General features: G+C 36.6%; 17 protein-coding genes. 8 read left to right on the top strand and 9 right to left on the bottom strand.

The genetic code is table 11. From position 1 onward, the window contains the following. Nucleotides 1–22 precede the first annotated feature (22 nt). A complete protein-coding gene (locus tag QNI22_RS04480; protein ID WP_314509431.1) occupies nt 23–1006 on the top strand; it encodes an NAD(P)H-quinone oxidoreductase in 984 nt (327 codons plus the stop codon). Nucleotides 1007–1257: 251 nt separating this feature from the next. After that, on the top strand, nt 1258–1488 hold the full coding sequence (locus QNI22_RS04475; RefSeq protein WP_314509430.1) for a hypothetical protein: 231 nt from the start codon (nt 1258–1260) through the stop codon (nt 1486–1488). Nucleotides 1489–1539: 51 nt separating this feature from the next. Here QNI22_RS04475 and cobC read toward each other — a convergent pair whose 3' ends face one another. From cobC to QNI22_RS04445, 6 genes are all read right to left on the bottom strand, one after another. Continuing rightward, nucleotides 1540–2100, bottom strand: a complete 561-nt coding sequence (cobC, locus tag QNI22_RS04470; protein ID WP_314509429.1) for an alpha-ribazole phosphatase — start codon at nt 2098–2100, stop codon at nt 1540–1542. Then, the gene (locus QNI22_RS04465) at nt 2085–2885 is read right to left on the bottom strand and encodes an adenosylcobinamide-GDP ribazoletransferase (protein WP_314509427.1); all 801 of its coding nucleotides are present in this window, start codon (nt 2883–2885) and stop codon (nt 2085–2087) included. Before QNI22_RS04465 ends, cobC begins: the two co-directional genes overlap by 16 nt. 32 nt (nt 2886–2917) lie before the next feature. Beyond that, nucleotides 2918–3967, bottom strand: a complete 1050-nt coding sequence (cobT, locus tag QNI22_RS04460; RefSeq protein ID WP_314509426.1) for a nicotinate-nucleotide--dimethylbenzimidazole phosphoribosyltransferase — start codon at nt 3965–3967, stop codon at nt 2918–2920. Between the two features lie 36 nt (nt 3968–4003). Beyond that, nucleotides 4004–4510 (bottom strand): bifunctional adenosylcobinamide kinase/adenosylcobinamide-phosphate guanylyltransferase, encoded by a 507-nt coding sequence (cobU, locus tag QNI22_RS04455; RefSeq protein WP_314509425.1) that lies wholly within the window; start codon nt 4508–4510, stop codon nt 4004–4006. A gap of 73 nt (nt 4511–4583) precedes the next feature. After that, nucleotides 4584–5054 carry a helix-turn-helix transcriptional regulator gene (locus QNI22_RS04450; RefSeq protein WP_314509424.1) on the bottom strand — a complete coding sequence of 157 codons (471 nt, stop codon included), beginning with the start codon at nt 5052–5054 and terminating at the stop codon, nt 4584–4586. Nucleotides 5055–5129: 75 nt separating this feature from the next. After that, complete coding sequence (locus tag QNI22_RS04445; RefSeq protein WP_314509423.1) at nt 5130–5636, bottom strand: YkgJ family cysteine cluster protein; 507 nt, start codon at nt 5634–5636, stop codon at nt 5130–5132. Nucleotides 5637–6297: 661 nt separating this feature from the next. Between QNI22_RS04445 and QNI22_RS04440 the strand changes: the two genes are divergently transcribed. Then, nucleotides 6298–7188: a 3-hydroxybutyryl-CoA dehydrogenase gene (locus QNI22_RS04440; protein WP_314509422.1), complete on the top strand. Its 891-nt coding sequence runs from the start codon at nt 6298–6300 to the stop codon at nt 7186–7188. A gap of 49 nt (nt 7189–7237) precedes the next feature. Here QNI22_RS04440 and QNI22_RS04435 read toward each other — a convergent pair whose 3' ends face one another. Further along, the gene (locus QNI22_RS04435) at nt 7238–8053 is read right to left on the bottom strand and encodes a 2,3,4,5-tetrahydropyridine-2,6-dicarboxylate N-succinyltransferase (protein WP_313984620.1); all 816 of its coding nucleotides are present in this window, start codon (nt 8051–8053) and stop codon (nt 7238–7240) included. Nucleotides 8054–8203: 150 nt separating this feature from the next. Here QNI22_RS04435 and QNI22_RS04430 point away from each other — a divergent pair, with 150 nt between their 5' ends. Together QNI22_RS04430 and mnmE are read left to right on the top strand one after the other, a co-directional pair. Further along, on the top strand, nt 8204–9301 hold the full coding sequence (locus tag QNI22_RS04430; protein WP_314509421.1) for a glycosyltransferase family protein: 1098 nt from the start codon (nt 8204–8206) through the stop codon (nt 9299–9301). Nucleotides 9302–9383: 82 nt separating this feature from the next. Next, nucleotides 9384–10727 carry a tRNA uridine-5-carboxymethylaminomethyl(34) synthesis GTPase MnmE gene (gene mnmE / locus QNI22_RS04425; RefSeq protein WP_314509420.1) on the top strand — a complete coding sequence of 448 codons (1344 nt, stop codon included), beginning with the start codon at nt 9384–9386 and terminating at the stop codon, nt 10725–10727. 763 nt (nt 10728–11490) lie between these two features. Here mnmE and QNI22_RS04420 read toward each other — a convergent pair. Both QNI22_RS04420 and QNI22_RS04415 read right to left on the bottom strand, forming a co-directional pair. Further along, complete coding sequence (locus QNI22_RS04420; protein ID WP_314509419.1) at nt 11491–12630, bottom strand: acyltransferase family protein; 1140 nt, start codon at nt 12628–12630, stop codon at nt 11491–11493. Between the two features lie 82 nt (nt 12631–12712). Then, nucleotides 12713–13852, bottom strand: a complete 1140-nt coding sequence (locus tag QNI22_RS04415; protein ID WP_314509418.1) for a hypothetical protein — start codon at nt 13850–13852, stop codon at nt 12713–12715. Nucleotides 13853–14026: 174 nt separating this feature from the next. Between QNI22_RS04415 and QNI22_RS04410 the strand changes: the two genes are divergently transcribed. The 3 genes from QNI22_RS04410 (at nt 14027) to QNI22_RS04400 (ending at nt 16570) form a co-directional block, all read left to right on the top strand. Beyond that, nucleotides 14027–14479 (top strand): hypothetical protein, encoded by a 453-nt coding sequence (locus QNI22_RS04410; protein WP_314509417.1) that lies wholly within the window; start codon nt 14027–14029, stop codon nt 14477–14479. Between the two features lie 110 nt (nt 14480–14589). Continuing rightward, nucleotides 14590–15444, top strand: coding sequence for a DNA damage-inducible protein D (dinD, locus tag QNI22_RS04405; protein WP_314509416.1), 855 nt, complete (start codon nt 14590–14592; stop codon nt 15442–15444). Nucleotides 15445–15787: 343 nt separating this feature from the next. Continuing rightward, nucleotides 15788–16570, top strand: coding sequence for a response regulator transcription factor (locus tag QNI22_RS04400; RefSeq protein WP_314509415.1), 783 nt, complete (start codon nt 15788–15790; stop codon nt 16568–16570). Nucleotides 16571–16846: the final 276 nt, after the last annotated feature.

Here is a 16846-nt window from a genome sequence, read left to right as displayed (position 1 = left end):
AAATATATAATCACATACTAAGATGAAAGCTGTAGTCATAACACAACCCGGAGGTCCTGATGTACTATCTGTGGTAAATCGTTCCATGCCAGAAGTTGGTGACGGAGAAGTATTGGTGAAAGTAATGGCTGCTGGTATAAACAGACCAGATATTGCACAGCGTAAAGGATATTATCCGGCACCCGCAGGAGCACCCGTCGATATTCCAGGTTTGGAAATTGCCGGTATAGTAGAGTATATAGGGGCACAGGTGGGGCGTTTTAAGGTAGGAGATGTCGTGTGTGCATTGGTAAGTGGTGGTGGATATGCCGAATATTGTATGGTGCCAGAAGTACAATGTTTGCCCATTCCGGAAGGATTGAATTTTGTAGAGGCTGCTGCCTTACCTGAAACTTTCTTTACAGTTTGGAGCAATGTATTTGATAGAGGGAATCTCAAGCCAGCTGAAAGTTTACTGGTACATGGAGGATCAAGTGGCATAGGAACTACTGCCATACAAATGGCAACAACCATGGGTAGCACTGTGTATGTAACCGCAGGAACGGAAGAGAAATGTCATTTTTGTGAAGAACTGGGAGCTATAAAAGCCATTAATTATAAAAAAGAAAGCTTTAAAGATCGTATTCTGGATAGCACTGAAGGAAAGGGTGTCGATGTAATTCTGGATATGATTGGAGGGAACTACACATCAGACAATCTGCAAGTACTTGCAGATGATGGCCGATTGGTGCTAATAAATGTCATGAATGGACGGGGGGCAACTATTGATCTGCTTGAAGTAATGAGACGGCGACTGACTATTACCGGATCAACGTTGCGTAACCGGGATATAGCTTTTAAATCAGCCATTGCTCAAAACCTGGAGAAACATATATGGCCATTAATTTCTTCTGGAAAAATAAAACCCGTAATTTATCAAGAGTTTCCAGTTGAGGAGGTGAGTAAAGCCCATCTGTTAATGGAGAGCAGTGAACACATGGGTAAAATTGTACTCACATTCACCTAAGCAGAGTTATAATAAGGAGAGGTATAGTATATAATAGGTAATTTTAAAACATGTTACTTAACATAATGTAAATTATTAAACTAAGATTTTTATCTTTTTGCTGGTATGCTTTTTTAACCGTAAAAAGAATATATAGGATGATGAAAAGAATAAGCATTCTTATGTAACTTTTTGATTAAAAGCGAGTTGTATGATGATTTGTGTTTTGTCATCTTTCGGAAAATAGTTACTAATCATTTTGATTGTGAGTTATGGAGAATCTTCAGTTTAATTTAGGCAACCAGTCGACAAATCAGCATGTGTGTCAGTCTCAACGTGAAGGTGACTGGATTATTTTTACCTGTAGCAAATGTCCGGATTATGAACGGCGTGTGAATTGGCGTACCGGTCAGATGTCTGTTAGACATGGTTTGTTGGATGTAGCTCATATTGGAACGCATTTACCGTCTGAGATTGCATATGCGCTCCGGCATATCAATTAATAGGACGGATTACCTATAGCAGACTCTGAACAATTTAATAGATAATAGGCCTTATAGATTTAAAGACTTTAGTTGAGGAGGATAATCCGAAAAAATCAGTTTTGATAGTGAGCCATAATCAATAGTTAATCTGAACGCATTAACTAGCGGAATTCCTAGACTATCACAAAGTATACTTCGGATAACTCCAGCATGGGTAATCAATATAACCTTGTCAAAGTCGTTTTGTTGAAGTTCTGTGATAAATTCTTTTACTCTGGTGTGTAGATCCTGAAAGCTTTCACCATTGGGTGGCTGTATTGTCACAAAGTCTTCCATCCAGGGTGTTAGTTGTAGTAGAGGAATATCCTGCCATGGAGTATTTTCCCAGTTTCCAAAATTTACTTCCTGCAAACGAGTATCTACTTTGTATGTGGAAGTTATAGTTTCTGCCAATCTGGTACAACGTTGTGCAGGGCTACTATAAACAGTGAATTGATCTGTAAGGGTAAGTTTAGAAAGAATACTATCTTTTTCGTTTTCAAATGATGAAGCTAACCCAATATCTGATTGACCATAACACACTGATCTTGGGTTATGGACTTTGGTGTGACGAATCAGAATGACTTCCATGGTATTCCTGCAAAAAATAGGTAAATAGCGATCTCTGTTACTTGTTGGAGTGCCCCCAGACAATCCCCTGTATACCCCCCTATCCATTTTTGATAGTATCTTCCAATCCCTATTTTGATTAACAGGATAGGAATAGGAAGCAGCATAATATACAGGTTGGTACTTTGATAGATATATAGTATAAAAGGTATAATAACCCACACAGATGCAAACAATACTTGCTTGGCTGATAATGGCCTGGCTATAGATTCAATCTTACTATCAGGAGTATTTCTTGCATAACTGTGTGTATACATCAGTGTAAGAGCCGTAAAACGGCTTAATGTATGTGCCAGTATAAATATAAAGAACAAATGAACGTATAAATTTGAAGCCTTGAAAGTATCAATCAACTGATCTACTAATGTGTATTTCAAGGTAAATAAACCTATCAGACCTATCACTCCATATACACCAACTCTACTATCCTTCATAATTTCCAGTATCTTTTCTTTTGTCCAGCCCCCTCCAAATCCATCACATACATCTGCAAACCCATCTTCATGTATTGCACCTGTAAGCAGAATGCCTAGTATAAGCGTTATAATCAGAGAGATAGATTCACTATATACCAGATGAGAAACAAAAAATACAAGTATTGAAAATCCGGCAGTGATCCATCCTATAAAAGGAAAATATACTGAGGATTCTTTTTGTGCTTGCTCTGTATAGCTTATCCAGGAAGATACCGGTATTCTGGTGTAAAACATAACTGCGACCAATAGCAAATGCAGTTGTTTTTTCATTAATTTATTTTTGTTTATTTATAAAATTAAATTTAGTTATCTGTTTTCTCTGTAGATACCCCGGCACTCTGGAAAGAAGCCATTTCATTCATAAAGTTGACGGAAGATTGAATAATAGGATATGCCAGTGCACAGCCCGTTCCTTCACCCAACCGAAGATCCAGATTCAATATTCTAGGATCTGCTTTTAAATGGTGCAGCATGTATTTGTGACCATTTTCTGCTGACTGATGACAAAATAAACAGTAATCCAGAATAGCCGGATAAAACTGGCTGGCACTTAGCAGTGCTGCTGTGGCAATAAATCCATCAATCAATAAACACATCTTGTTTTCTGCAGCCTGGAGCATGGCTCCACACATCTGTGCTATCTCAAATCCGCCAAAGGTTGCTACTATTTCCAGTGGGTCTTTTATATCCGGATAGTGATTGACAGCCTTTTGAAGAACCTGTAACTTGTGTTGCATTTGTTCTGCATCAAGGCCAGTGCCTTTACCTACACATTCATTCAGAGGAAGATTTGTGAATTTATGCATTAGAACGGCTGCTGAAGATGTATTTCCGATACCCATTTCGCCAAAGCCAACTATATTACTGCCTTTCTGAAAAATCTGTTGTGTCACAGTTGCCCCCAGTTGGATTGCCAGGCTGCATTCATCAACAGTCATTGCGGGTTCTTTGGCAAAGTTGCGAGTGCCTTTCCCCATTTTTTGATGTATGAGTTTGGGGGTATTATAGACATCCGCATTGATCCCTGCATCAATTACTTTAAGTGTAATATCATTTTGTCTGCAAAATACATTAATAGCTGCTCCTTCCTGCAGGAAGTTTAGTACCATCTGGTGAGTCACTTCAGAGGGGTATTTACTCACATTCTCCTGAGTGATTCCATGATCTGCTGCAAATACAAGTATATGTGGGTTATTTAGTTCTGGGCTTAGTGTTTGTTGTATCAGACATACTCTGGATACTATATTTTCCAGTTTACCTAATGATCCAATGGGTTTTGTCTTGTTATTTAATTTATCCTGAATTTGTGATATAATTCTTTTATCTGTATTATCTATTTTAAATTGTTTCATATCATTAATTTATGTTTTGCCATTCGTGTAAGGGCGTTATTTTACTTTTAATGGAATACCGGAAACCATAAGAGTGACCTGATCTGCCTGACGAGCTATGTATTGATTAGTCCAACCTTGGAGTTCAACAAATCTTCTGGCACTTTCAGTTTGAGCATGTACACCCATACCTATTTCATTAGAAATAATAATCAGCTGAGTATTGTTCTTTTTGAACAGTTGCGTTAATTCTTCCTTTGCTTCCTGTAAGGATAAATGCAAATCGTACTGGTTATCTGTGTAAAAGTTAGTAAGCCATAACGTAACACAGTCTATCACTACAACCTTTTGAGATAGATCTAGTTTGCTGAGGTGTTTCTCTTCTTCCATGTTTTGCCATTCGGGACCCCTCTCCTGCTGATGGCGTTTAATCCTTTGCTCAAAACTTTCATCCCATTTTCGGGCTGTAGCGACATAAACAGGATTGGTAGATAGGCTTAACGCTAATTCTTGCGCATAGCGGCTTTTTCCGGAGCGTTCTCCTCCTGTTATAAAATATAACATAGTATAGGCTGACGTAGAATATTCAGCTGCAAGGTAAGATACATTTGGTAGTTAACGCAACTTCCTCATAGATTTAATGGTTGGGAGTATATTCTTCAAAGGTTTTATCTGTATAAAATACCAGTATTTTTTCTATCTTCTTTGTATTATTTATAGGAGATACAGCAGCTTGTGAAGGGATGGTGACAGAGGGAATAGATACAGGAGGCTCCTCTGTGATAGTATTCTCTGTTATTGTATTAGTAAGAAGAGGAATGAACGGATTTGCCGAAAGAGGATTGATTGGGTTCGTTTGAGCAGAGGAAGTCTTTTCTATGCTTGCAGTGATTTCGGAGATGCCAATGGGTAATTTCGTTTCATCTAATATCCATTCTGTTCCTAGTTCTGGAAAACGTCTGGCAATCTTTTGTATCATGTCCAGACTAGGTTTGTTTCGGCCTGCCAATATGTGTGAAATAATGGGACGTGGTACTCCTATCTCATCCGCAAAACGCGAAGGAGTAAGATTTTTCATATCCATAATTGCTTTTATAACATCATTCATACATACATCTGCATTTTAGTTCTGCAAATATAGGTTTTTAAATATATATTTGCAGTTTAAAAAAGGAAATAGATGTTAGGATAGCGCTGTTTTTAATTTTTCAACTATCTGATAGGCTGCGGGACAGATGAAAGTATTCTTAAGAGTAAGATCTAATATCTGATGGAACCGCTTACGGTCTGTATGAGGGTACTCCCGACAGGCTGCAGGCCTATGGTGATAGATAGAACATGTATTATCTTCATTTAAAAAGGAACAAGGTGCCAGATTTAATACATAATCTCCATCTTCATCTATATGTAGATACGTATCAATAAACTGCTTAGGTTTTACTTTTAGAAATTTGGCTATCCTATCTATATCTCTATCATAAAATATAGGGCTGGTAGTTTTACAGCAGTTAGCACATTGTAAACAGTCTGTCACTTCAAACACTTCCTCATGGATTTCCTGTATTACTATATCTAAATTCCGGGGCGGTTGCTTTTTCCACTTCTGAAATAACTTTTTTGTGTCTTGTTCACTTTTCTTTGCTTGTAATTTCAACTTCTTAATAGTTTCTGATTCTAAATTATTGTTCATATCTGTGCTTATTCACTTTCGGTATATCATTGTAACTGTTTTCTGTATGGCTTTATCGATACACTATAAAGGCAGTTAAGTTAGTCCTTTTAGTATAGAATAGATTAGTATGATTCAGTCATCAATAGGTTGAACTAACAAAGAAATCCATTTAGTATAAATTTTCAAGTTTAGTGAGGGTATGATTGTGTTCCCACACTCAGGCTGAATGAATATTCAATTTTTTGCAAAGGTAGTAAGAGTTAGCTGATATAGCATTTTATCACTAATTGTTACATGTTTGTTTTCAGCGAATCTGGTAAGGTGTAGACTCTAATATGACAAACATTCAAACCTTATATGGAGTTTTTCGTTCGAACTAACTGCGGTGTAGGCTTATGTTGTTTGTCTAAATCTGAGCCATGAGAGGAGTTGATGACTATTATTTTTTTGCCTGTTTGATGCACCTACTATATGGTGGATCATATTGTGAGGCAAGTCGTTAAATAGAGCATTATAATTGGTTCCGAATAAAGTTTTGAAAGCGCATACAGAAGAATGTTTCTACTTTGTTACAACACAAACGAATGGATCGAACATATATGTGTATTATGTTTCTGAGTTGTTTTATTTAAAAAATAATACCTCTTTTGAGTTGATTTTACTTCACAAACATACTTCAATGCAAAATATAGCTGTTATTGGTAGTGGAACTATGGGCAATGGGATTGCTCATGTCTTTGCCCAAAAAGGATTTCAGGTTTCCTTGATTGATATTTCTGAAAGTGCTCTTGCCCGTGGAATTCAGAATATTACTGTTAATCTCGAGCGCCAGATAAAAAAAGGGCTTCTGACAGAGAGCGATAAAAACGAAACCCTGCAAAGAGTTAAAACATTTACATCTGTAGCGGATGGCGTTGCCAATGCCGAACTAGTTGTTGAAGCTGCTTCAGAGAATATAGAAGTGAAACTCGAAATTTTCAGACAACTTGATAAACTAGCTCCCTCTGGAGCAATTCTGGCTACCAATACATCGTCTATTTCTATTACCAAAATAGGCTCAGTCACTCAGCGACCTGAACAGGTAATCGGAATGCACTTTATGAATCCTGTTCCAGTCATGAAACTGGTTGAAGTAATTCGCGGATATTCTACATCTAACGAGGTAACTGCCTCTATTATGGATATTTCGAGAGGATTGGATAAAGTACCGGTTGAAGTAAATGATTATCCTGGATTTGTATCAAATCGTATTCTGATGCCTATGCTAAATGAAGCCATTGAAACTTTATTTGAAGGTGTGGCAGGAGTTGAAGAAATTGACACCGTAATGAAATTAGGTATGGCTCATCCTATGGGACCTTTACAACTTGCGGACTTTATTGGGTTGGATGTTTGTTTGGCCATTTTACGAGTTTTGCAGGAAGGATTTGGCAATCCTAAATATGCTCCATGTCCTTTGTTGGTTAACATGGTACAGGCTGGTCATTTAGGTAGTAAAACAGGAAAGGGATTTTATCTATGGTCTAAAGATAGTAAAGAGTTAGTTGTTGCTGATCGGTTCAGGAAGTAACAAAAAAGGCCTTTGAGAAAAGGCCTTTTAATTTATACTATATTATTTTTTATACACTTACATTATTTTCTCGGAGGGCATCATTTAGGGATGTTTTAAGATCTGTACTGGCTTTTCTGCGTCCGATAATAAGGGCACATGGAACCTGATACTCCCCTGCCGGGAACTTTTTGGTATAACTACCTGGTATAACAACCGCTCTTTCCGGAACTTCTCCAACGTAAGTAATGGGTTCCGGACCTGTTACATCAATAATTTTAGAACTACCTGTTAGCGTTACCCCTGCTCCCAGTACTGCTTCTTTGCGAACACGTGTTCCTTCAACTACAATACAACGAGACCCTATAAAAGCACCATCTTCAATGATTACAGGAGCTGCCTGAACAGGTTCAAGGACTCCCCCGATACCTACTCCCCCACTTAAATGAACGTTTTTACCTATTTGAGCACAACTTCCAACTGTAGCCCATGTATCAACCATCGTTCCTTCATCAACATATGCTCCAATATTTACATAGGATGGCATCAGAATAACTCCTTTGCTGATATAGGCTCCATATCTGGCTACTGCCGGAGGTACTACACGAACACCTAATTCTTTGTAACCTCTTTTTAGCTCCATTTTGTCGTGATACTCATATGGACCAACTTCTATTTCTTTCATTTGTTGAAGTGGAAAGTATAGAATAACTGCTTTTTTTACCCAGTCATTTACGATCCAGTTTCCATTTTCCTGAGGTTCTGCTACTCTACGAATACCTTTGTCGAGTTCTTCTATAATTGTTCTAATTGCTACTTGTGTCTCGTGTTGTTGGAGAAGTTCTCTGTTTAGCCAGGCACTTTCGATAAGTTGTTTGATTTCCATTTGATAAATTAGGGTTGATTCGTTTCAGAGAAGTAAAATATCTGCTTAACTTCCCGCAAAAATATAGCTTATCGTTAGATTCGCTTATTTTTTAGTTTAGTTTTTACTGTTTAGTAAAATACTAAGTATTTAGTAAGTGATTATGAATATATGAGATTAGATACAAAAAGGAGAATTGTGATTGGTTCTGTGTTGAGACCAGTAGATGATCATCGAATGTATGAAAAGCTGGGACTTGGGTTGTTAGCTTGTCACAAACATGAGATTCATATCGTAGGTTCTTTGGGAAAAAAGGGTGTTCGATCTAAAAACATAGCTTTTCATGAGTTATTTAATTTCGAACGTTTGTCTGGGCGGAGATTTTTGGCTCCTATATCTTTCTTTAGAAAGCTTATTCAACTAAAACCTGAGGTAGTTATAGTTAACTCTCCTGATATTCTGATAGTTAGCTGTGCTTACAAAATAATATTTGGTTCTTTATTAGTGTATGATGTATTGGAGAATTATTACGCAAACGTAATGTTCGCGAACACTTATAGGGCGTTCGTTAGGCATATTCTAGCTCATAGCGTTCGTTTTGTCGAACAAGTGACCCGCCCCTTCATTGATGAGTATTGGATTGCTGAGCGCGCCTATAAAGAAGAATTGCCTTTTGTAAGAAGTAAGTTTAGGATCATTGAAAACAAATTTGCTTTGGTTTCTGATGTGCTTGTTCGGCCCCGCCGGGGTATCTATCGTCTCCTTTATTCTGGAACTATAGCTGAATCATATGGAATATTTAATGCTATAGCTTTAGTAAAGTACCTCCACTCAATAGATCCTCGTTTTGAGTTGACTATTGTTGGTTTTGCTGGCCAGTTATCTGTTCGGAAGCGATTAGTGGAAGAAGTATCTGGATGTAATTTTATTTCTTTAGTTGGAATAGATCGCTATGTTGGGCATCAGGATATTATTAGATATATTCAAAATGCTGATATAGGTTTGTTGCCCTATCAGGTTAATGAGGCTACAGTAAACAGAATTCCCACTAAATTTTACGAGTATTTGGCTCTTTTGCTTCCTTTTGTTGTTGCTAAAGAGCCTTTTTGGGAGAAGGAACTCCTTCCCTATTCTTCCCAGGTTCGTTTTTATAACTTTTCACAAGTTTGTTATGATGGTTTTATAGGTTTACTAACAGACTTATATATAAATACTAATACTATTAACTTTAGATCATCTTATTATACTACTATTTTTAGTAAATTATAAGAAATTTTATTGCTAATATATTTAGTATATTTTTTCATTAAATTACTAATTTATATAGTAACTAAATACTAAACATATATACATGCGTACAGATACAATAGTAGCTTTATCAACAGCTCCCGGTATTTCTGCCATTGCAGTTATTCGTTTATCAGGGAAAGAAGCTATCACCATTACAAATTCACTATTTAAAGGGAAAGATCTTAGTCAACAACCTTCACACACAATCCATTATGGATCATTACAAGAAAATGGTGAAATTCTGGATGAAGTTCTGATATCAGTTTTCAAGGAACCGACATCCTTTACGAAAGAAAATATCGTCGAAATTTCCTGTCATGGTTCAGAATTTATCATTCAAAAAATCATTAAAGCACTTATAAGAAACGGAGCCAGATTAGCAGAAGCGGGGGAGTTTACTAAAAGAGCATTCATAAACGGTCAATTTGATTTAACGCAAGCAGAAGCAATCGCAGACCTTATTCATTCCGACTCAGAAGCCTCACATCATGCAGCATTAAATCAAATGCGAGGAGGTTTCTCAAAAAAAATAGCAGCGTTAAGAGAACAATTAATACACTTTGCCTCTCTAATTGAACTAGAATTAGACTTTGGTGAAGAAGATGTAGAATTTGCCAATAGAGACGATTTACAGAAGCTATTACAGGAGTTATTAGCAACAATAACTAAGCTTACCGATTCTTTTCAAATGGGTAATGTAATAAAGAATGGAGTCCCTACTGTTATAGCAGGAAAACCGAATGCAGGTAAATCAACCCTCCTAAATGCATTATTGAATGAGGAGAAAGCAATAGTTTCTGATATTCCAGGAACAACACGAGACTTTATAGAAGATGAAATACACATTGAAGGAATACGGTTCAGATTCATTGATACCGCAGGTTTACGTAACACGACAGATACAGTGGAAGCTATTGGAGTCCAAAGAACAAAGGAAAAGCTCAAGCAAGCCTCTATTATCATCTATTTATTTGATGTATCACAAACAACACAAATCGATTTAGAAGAGGAACTAACAGAGATAAACGATTTATCTATTCCATATTTGCTTGTAGGTAATAAAGCAGATCAGAAGCATAGTACGTTTACACTGCCAGTCCATTACATATCTGCAACTACAGGAGAGGGAATCGAAGAACTAAAACAACTTCTTACCAGGAGTATTCATACAAAAGCCTATAAAGCTTCAGATACTATTGTTACGAATCTACGCCATTACCAAAACCTTAAGCTTGCACAGGATTCTCTTTCACAAGCATTGTCAAGTCTCTCACAAGGGATTACAGGGGACTTGCTGGCAATGGATATCCGACAAGCTTTATTCTATTTAGGTCAGATAACAGGCGAGATTACAACTGATGATCTACTTTCCAATATATTTTCTAAGTTCTGTATTGGAAAGTAAGTCACCTAACTACTCTCCTACTATTTTCTATAAAACCATGTTAAGCCCATTTCTGGGCTTTTTTCTTTCCTCTTAATAGTGAGATTTTTATATAAAGATATAAATTAACATATTTATACTATATAAATTAATAAATATAAATACATAATTTCAAGAAAACGATCCCTTCTATCCTACTCTTCATTCAATTTTAAATTCTTTGTTACCTATGGGAATGGAAGTTATTTCGTCTCTATTTTTTCAGCCTGTAAACTCCTTCCTTCCCAATAGCTTTCCTGTTACCTCCTATTTTTTTATCAACATATACTACATCAAAAAAATTATCTATATATTGTTTACATACAGTAAAGGGTAAAAACTAATATACCAAGTCCCTCTTTACATCCTTTAACTACCACATTATGGAATACATATACACCATCCATAGACCGATAAAAATCACTTTAAACTTACACTCATTAAGTGGACCGGTACAGGCGCCATCATCAGCATTAAGTTTGCTAAAACATCTCAAAATCAGAAGAAATCAGATACAGAAATTTGAGGTAGGAAATAAGGTCAAGCTCATATATGATTGCGAAGCTTTCCCGTGTCCTGAAATGATTGTAAAAAACATTGAGAGTGATATAATTACCTGTATCTGGTTTGTAGATCCGACCCAGATTAAAGCAGCAGAATTTTCAATTGATCATTTGAAAAAAATTTGAGTGAGCTTATAAAGGCAATCTCTGATCACACTGCATCACCAGCTATGTATATCCCTTTAAATTTTAAAAAATATGTGCTTTCGATAGAGAAACTGACACATTTTCCACTCAAGTAAAAATATAACTATAGAGGCAATAATTCCTAAAAATACAGAAGTAATACCTGAAATATGTCCAATCAGTCCTTCAACAATTGCTTCTATATAGCCATTAAACCAGCGACTACCCACAATTTCAAAGAAAAGGTAAATAAATAGAGAGTTCATTCCAACAATCAGAAAGAAAGATATAAAACGTCTATGTTTTAATATATCAATCCACCAATACAAGAACGCCAGACCAATCAGGCAATATCCTCCAGATACACAAACAAATGAACTTGTCGCAATACGCTTAATAACAGGTGTAGTGGTATAATCTAATAGGATGCCGATACATAAAGCAATTACTCCACCTGCAAGTATTTTTTTGATCTTAGTATGATCACTTTCAGTTGATAGCAAAACCCGACCAGCCATTGCTCCCCATAAAGTATGGACAGTTGTCGGAATGCAATTGATAGCAACCCATCCACCTGTGTTTATTTTATTCATCAAAAGCAAATCCACATAATTACCAAAGTTATGCTGATCCGTAAATGGCTGGTCAAAACCTGGTATGTTGGTAAACCGATACAGGAACTCTGTCAGCAGTAGGATAGCTGCACTTAGCGCCAATTGATACATTACAGGCCATTGGATAACAAGGAAGGTTACAATAGTTGTGAATGACAATTGTGTCAATACATCCCACAATTCAAAGGACAAACCCGAAGGCCTGACAGCATAGTCTAGGACACCCCAGAAAAATAACCATCCGGATCTCTTTACAACTTTATAAAAAGAGGATTTCCATTTAATTCTTTTTCTTTGTTGTGCATCTATGGAAAAAGCAAGTGCTGTGCCTGCAATAAACATAAACCCTGGTTGAATCAAATCCCAAAATCGCAGTCCATGCCAGGGATGGTGAGTGAATTGCAGCATAAAATTGTGAAATAACCCCTCAGATTGCCACTCCAGCAGATGATCAAACAAACGAGAGCCTTCCAACATAAGCAGGACCATAATAAATCCACGCATGAAGTCTAGTGACAGTAGCCTTTGTCTTTCTTGTAAAGAAGTATCTATAGATAAATTTTCAGTACTAACCAATGTCATAACAGAACAGGGAGATTAAAGAGTCTCCTTGTAAGTTAGCCTAAATTTACACAAAACCAATCTACAACTGAATAGACCTCCTTTATAACTTGCGTGTTTCTATAATCCCTACATCAGCCAGAAATACATCCCACATTTTCTTTCCCTGTCCTTCCACTACTTTTTCGTACAGCTTTAATATAACTGTTATATTACGTTGCGTGATGTCACCATAAACTACTTTTCCATCTACGAAGCCCTTAAAAGTCTGTACAAATGATACCACCCCATAATAGTTTCCATCCGGACCTTTAATGAACTCAGAAGCATATCCGATATCAGCATACGATACATCCACTTCCTGATAATCTGCACCCTTTAGTTTCAGTCTCTTCAAATAGTCTTTAATTTTGTACTTGTTTTTTGATCCTGTATTCACATTTGAAACCTCAACTCGTACATCTGCATTGACAAACAAGGTAAATGCCAGATCAATGGTTGAGTTGGATTGGTCGGCTGGTGTACGAGGATCTACTATAGTGGCAATATATCTCCCAAACTCGTCGACCTTTGAAATAGCCTTCTGCCGAAAGCTTTCAAACTCCTCTGGACCACCAGGAAAAGCCATCTCATCATGGGTGTCTGTTGTGGTAGTCCGGGTAGATTCTCCTTTATTGGCATTAGCCTCTTCTTTAAGATGTATATTTTGGCCTACTCCAGTCAACTGATCAATCTGAGTCTTAGCCATTCGAATAGGAACAGTAGCTTGTGCCGGATTAACACCAAATTCATGGTGGCCATCTTTATACAATATAACAGCCACATCTTCCCGTGATATTTTTTCTTCTTTTCCCTTCTTGGCATCTAGTTTCTGAAAACGAACATCTTTCTTTCCCAAAGAAACATTCTCACACTCTATCACACTGTTATCCATCTTCACAAGAATGTCATGTGATTTGTGAGAGGGTGGATTTAGAAAACCTGTTATCTCGGATTTTCCATCTTTTATTGGGAAGGTAATTACATTTCCATTCTGGTTAAATGCTACCAAAACATCTGTTACATCAATAGAATAAGCAGGCCCTGGATTTTTAGGCATTGCATATTTAATTTTGTCACCATCAAGTCCGGTAATCTTCCCAGTAATCACAGAACCATTACTGGTATAAATCACATCCTGAGAAAAAGCACATGTAACTATAAAGCAAAAGCTCCATAAAGTTACGCAGATACATCTGCCCATAAGTATATAAGTAGTTTGTCAAATTGATACAATCTTAAAATAACTAACTGGTTCCTAAACTGTTAGTGTATCAAGCCCTCCTACTCGTAACCATTCATTGGGTAGAAAGTGAAATTATTGTATACTTTTAACCTCTAAAACCGTTTAGTAAAACTATCCTATCAACTTCAAACCATGAGAAACCAATTCATTTTTTATAGCTTATTACTGATTCTTATAATCCTTGATGCCTGGCTTCTGGCACACCCCAACCTTCTGGGAAAAATAGGTGTATGGATATATAAATACTCTTATCTCAAAACATTCCCCAGGGCTTTAGGTACAGTAGTGCTTCTCTCCTCTTTGACCTTACTCCTAACCTGGCTAATCAAACATTATTTTTCTTTGGGTACAGCCAGATTTATAATGGGAATACTATTGGCGGGTACTACCTATATACTGATTCAGACCATAATTCAGTTTTCGGGAGGAACGTATGCACATACAGGTGCTGGGTTTAAAACCGGAGCTATTCTATTACCCCTTATTCTTATTATCATCGTAGTGAAAAACCTTGTAGAAGTGTTCTTACAAAAAGAATCTTTGGAAAGTGGCAGGGATGGTTTAAAAACGTTACCAGAAGAATAATCCACAGGAAATTTGGAATTTAGTTTATAAAAAAGAATATCTTTCCGAACTTTATTGAACTGGTACAAATTCTCTTTGAAATAAATCGTTTCTTTTTACTCAGAATCACTATGAAACAGGAACTTATCCGCGAATTGTTTGAAAAGTTTGAAGCAGCAAGCAGGGAAATCCATGGTATTGAATGCTGGAGCGCACGGGAGTTACAGGAACTATTTGGATATAAAGACTGGAATATATTTTTAAAAACAGTAGAAAAGGCAAAAAATGCGTGTGAAAACTCAGGTGAATTAGTCACAAACCATTTTGTTAATGTGGAACGAACCACCACAAACGAAATTGGTGAAACTATTCCATTTGAAGATATTGCCTTAACCCGATATGGTTGTTACCTTGTAACCCAAAATGGAGATTCAAGCAAAAGCGAAATTGCCTTTGCACAAACGTACTATGCAGTCCAGACCCGTAAACAAGAAATTATAGAACAACGGCTACTGGATATTTCGAGAGTTGCCGCACGGGATAAACTTTCCAAATCCGAGAAAAAGCTTTCAGGCATCTTATATGAAAGAAATGTGGATGATAAAGGCTTTTCCAATATTAGATCTGAAGGAGATAAAGCATTTTTTGGAGGGTATAGTACTCAGGAAATGAAGAAAAAGCTAAATGTCCCGGATAACAGGCCTTTGGCAGACTTTCTTCCTACCTTAACTATTAAGGCAAAAGACTTTGCCATTGAGCTAACAAGTTACAATGTCGTAGAGAAAGATTTACATGGTGAAAATGATATTGTAAAAGAACATGTTGATAACAATCAGGCTATTCGCAAAATGCTGGAAGAAAGAGGGATTACTCCGGAAAGCCTTCCCGCCGCCGAAGATGTCAAGAAAGTAAAACGTAAGCTCGAAAATGAAAATAAAAAGGTGCTGAAAGAAGTGAAGAAAATGAATACTCAAAAGAAGAAATAATCAAAATCCCCGCCAAATGGCGGGGATTTTGATTTATATACGATTCTACTTTGCCCTTTTGCCTCACTACTCCCTACTGTTACCAACCACTGGTTTCTTCCTCTACAATAAATCCTGAGTATTTCCTCATTATAAAACGGGGAAAATACGGTAAATAAAGGGTAAAAACACCCTGTATATCTTATTAAGTAAAATAATTATTTATTTCTAAATTGTTGCATGTTTACATATAGTCAGTTTCATTAATTAAAGACTAATAACCGTCTTTTAATGAGCAACTTATCAACAAAACCAGCCCCTATAACAGTATGATTCTCTGTAAACCACCCTCATCTTCACGTTTATGCTATCTACAAAATTCCGGCCTGCAAAAGCCAGCCTGGGAGTTGAATATGAAGTCACCCCACTTAGAGAACCAGTATCTTGTATTCCAAATGTCTTTCAGTTTAAAACCTGGACTCATTTTCTAATTAACAGGGAAATTTGCTGTTACTTTCTGATAAACCACGCCCAAAGTAAAATTATATGTGCAGGTGGAAGTATTGAGAAGGTAACAGGCTATCATGAAAACCTATATACCGACCTGCCTTTTACTCACTTTCTGAATTTTGTTCATCCGGATGACCTGTATGCCTTACGGACACTGCAGGCTTTACAGAAAGAAATGTCTCAGAGCTTATCTCAAACAAGAAAAATCAATGGTTGTAGCAGTTTTTCATTCAGGTTTAAGAAAAACAATGAATCTTTTATCCAGATGCTACGACAAGACATTGTGCTACAATTAGATGTAACCGGAAATCCAGAATATGGTATCTGGTTTATATCAGACATATCACACCTTAAGTCTGACAACCGGGTAACAGCCACTATGACCGATGAAAATGGAGATCAAAAAATATTGACCCTTCCTGAAAAATCTCTTAAGCAAGAAAACATTCGTCTAAGCAATCGTGAAAAAGAAATTATTTATTTAGTAGCCCAGGGATTGAGCAGCAAACAAATTGCCTGTCGCCTCAACCTTTCATTCCACACCGTTACAACACATAAACGCAATATCTTCGAAAAGACAAGTAGTCCTAATTCTAATGCGCTTATACAATTTGCTATTCGTAAAGGTATAATCTGAAACAATAGAATGCTTTAAAGATCCAATTGTAAAATAACCAACTGATTTTCAATCTCACAAAAAAATAACCTCTTCCAGCTATGTTTTAACAATTATAGCGTCAAAGCTTCAATTTGTATAATTAAAAGGTAACCTTTCATTATTACAACAGTTTCTACGCTCTTTTTTTTAGCTACAGGTAGTGATTTGTATGGTTTTAATTGCATAAGATATTGTTTTTTGCCTTACATTTGGCATGTCAACAGTCTTGTTAGCCGTATATTTTCCATACAAATT

Origin of the sequence: Xanthocytophaga agilis, from assembly GCF_030068605.1 — a bacterium.
GTDB lineage: Bacteria > Bacteroidota > Bacteroidia > Cytophagales > 172606-1 > Xanthocytophaga > Xanthocytophaga agilis.
The sequence above is the reverse complement of the archived record's forward strand: the minus strand, read 5'-3'. Positions and strand labels throughout refer to the sequence as shown.

Excerpts from the sequence above, each read along its gene's own strand:
- QNI22_RS04480 (WP_314509431.1), top strand. The coding sequence starts at position 23 with ATGAAAGCTGTAGTCATAACACAACCCGGAGGTCCTGATGTACTATCT.
- QNI22_RS04475 (WP_314509430.1), top strand. The coding sequence starts at position 1,258 with ATGGAGAATCTTCAGTTTAATTTAGGCAACCAGTCGACAAATCAGCAT.
- cobC (WP_314509429.1), bottom strand. The coding sequence starts at position 2,100 with ATGGAAGTCATTCTGATTCGTCACACCAAAGTCCATAACCCAAGATCA.
- QNI22_RS04465 (WP_314509427.1), bottom strand. The coding sequence starts at position 2,885 with ATGAAAAAACAACTGCATTTGCTATTGGTCGCAGTTATGTTTTACACC.
- cobT (WP_314509426.1), bottom strand. The coding sequence starts at position 3,967 with ATGAAACAATTTAAAATAGATAATACAGATAAAAGAATTATATCACAA.
- cobU (WP_314509425.1), bottom strand. The coding sequence starts at position 4,510 with ATGTTATATTTTATAACAGGAGGAGAACGCTCCGGAAAAAGCCGCTAT.
- QNI22_RS04450 (WP_314509424.1), bottom strand. The coding sequence starts at position 5,054 with ATGAATGATGTTATAAAAGCAATTATGGATATGAAAAATCTTACTCCT.
- QNI22_RS04445 (WP_314509423.1), bottom strand. The coding sequence starts at position 5,636 with ATGAACAATAATTTAGAATCAGAAACTATTAAGAAGTTGAAATTACAA.
- QNI22_RS04440 (WP_314509422.1), top strand. The coding sequence starts at position 6,298 with ATGCAAAATATAGCTGTTATTGGTAGTGGAACTATGGGCAATGGGATT.
- QNI22_RS04435 (WP_313984620.1), bottom strand. The coding sequence starts at position 8,053 with ATGGAAATCAAACAACTTATCGAAAGTGCCTGGCTAAACAGAGAACTT.
- QNI22_RS04430 (WP_314509421.1), top strand. The coding sequence starts at position 8,204 with ATGAGATTAGATACAAAAAGGAGAATTGTGATTGGTTCTGTGTTGAGA.
- mnmE (WP_314509420.1), top strand. The coding sequence starts at position 9,384 with ATGCGTACAGATACAATAGTAGCTTTATCAACAGCTCCCGGTATTTCT.
- QNI22_RS04420 (WP_314509419.1), bottom strand. The coding sequence starts at position 12,630 with ATGACATTGGTTAGTACTGAAAATTTATCTATAGATACTTCTTTACAA.
- QNI22_RS04415 (WP_314509418.1), bottom strand. The coding sequence starts at position 13,852 with ATGGGCAGATGTATCTGCGTAACTTTATGGAGCTTTTGCTTTATAGTT.
- QNI22_RS04410 (WP_314509417.1), top strand. The coding sequence starts at position 14,027 with ATGAGAAACCAATTCATTTTTTATAGCTTATTACTGATTCTTATAATC.
- dinD (WP_314509416.1), top strand. The coding sequence starts at position 14,590 with ATGAAACAGGAACTTATCCGCGAATTGTTTGAAAAGTTTGAAGCAGCA.
- QNI22_RS04400 (WP_314509415.1), top strand. The coding sequence starts at position 15,788 with ATGCTATCTACAAAATTCCGGCCTGCAAAAGCCAGCCTGGGAGTTGAA.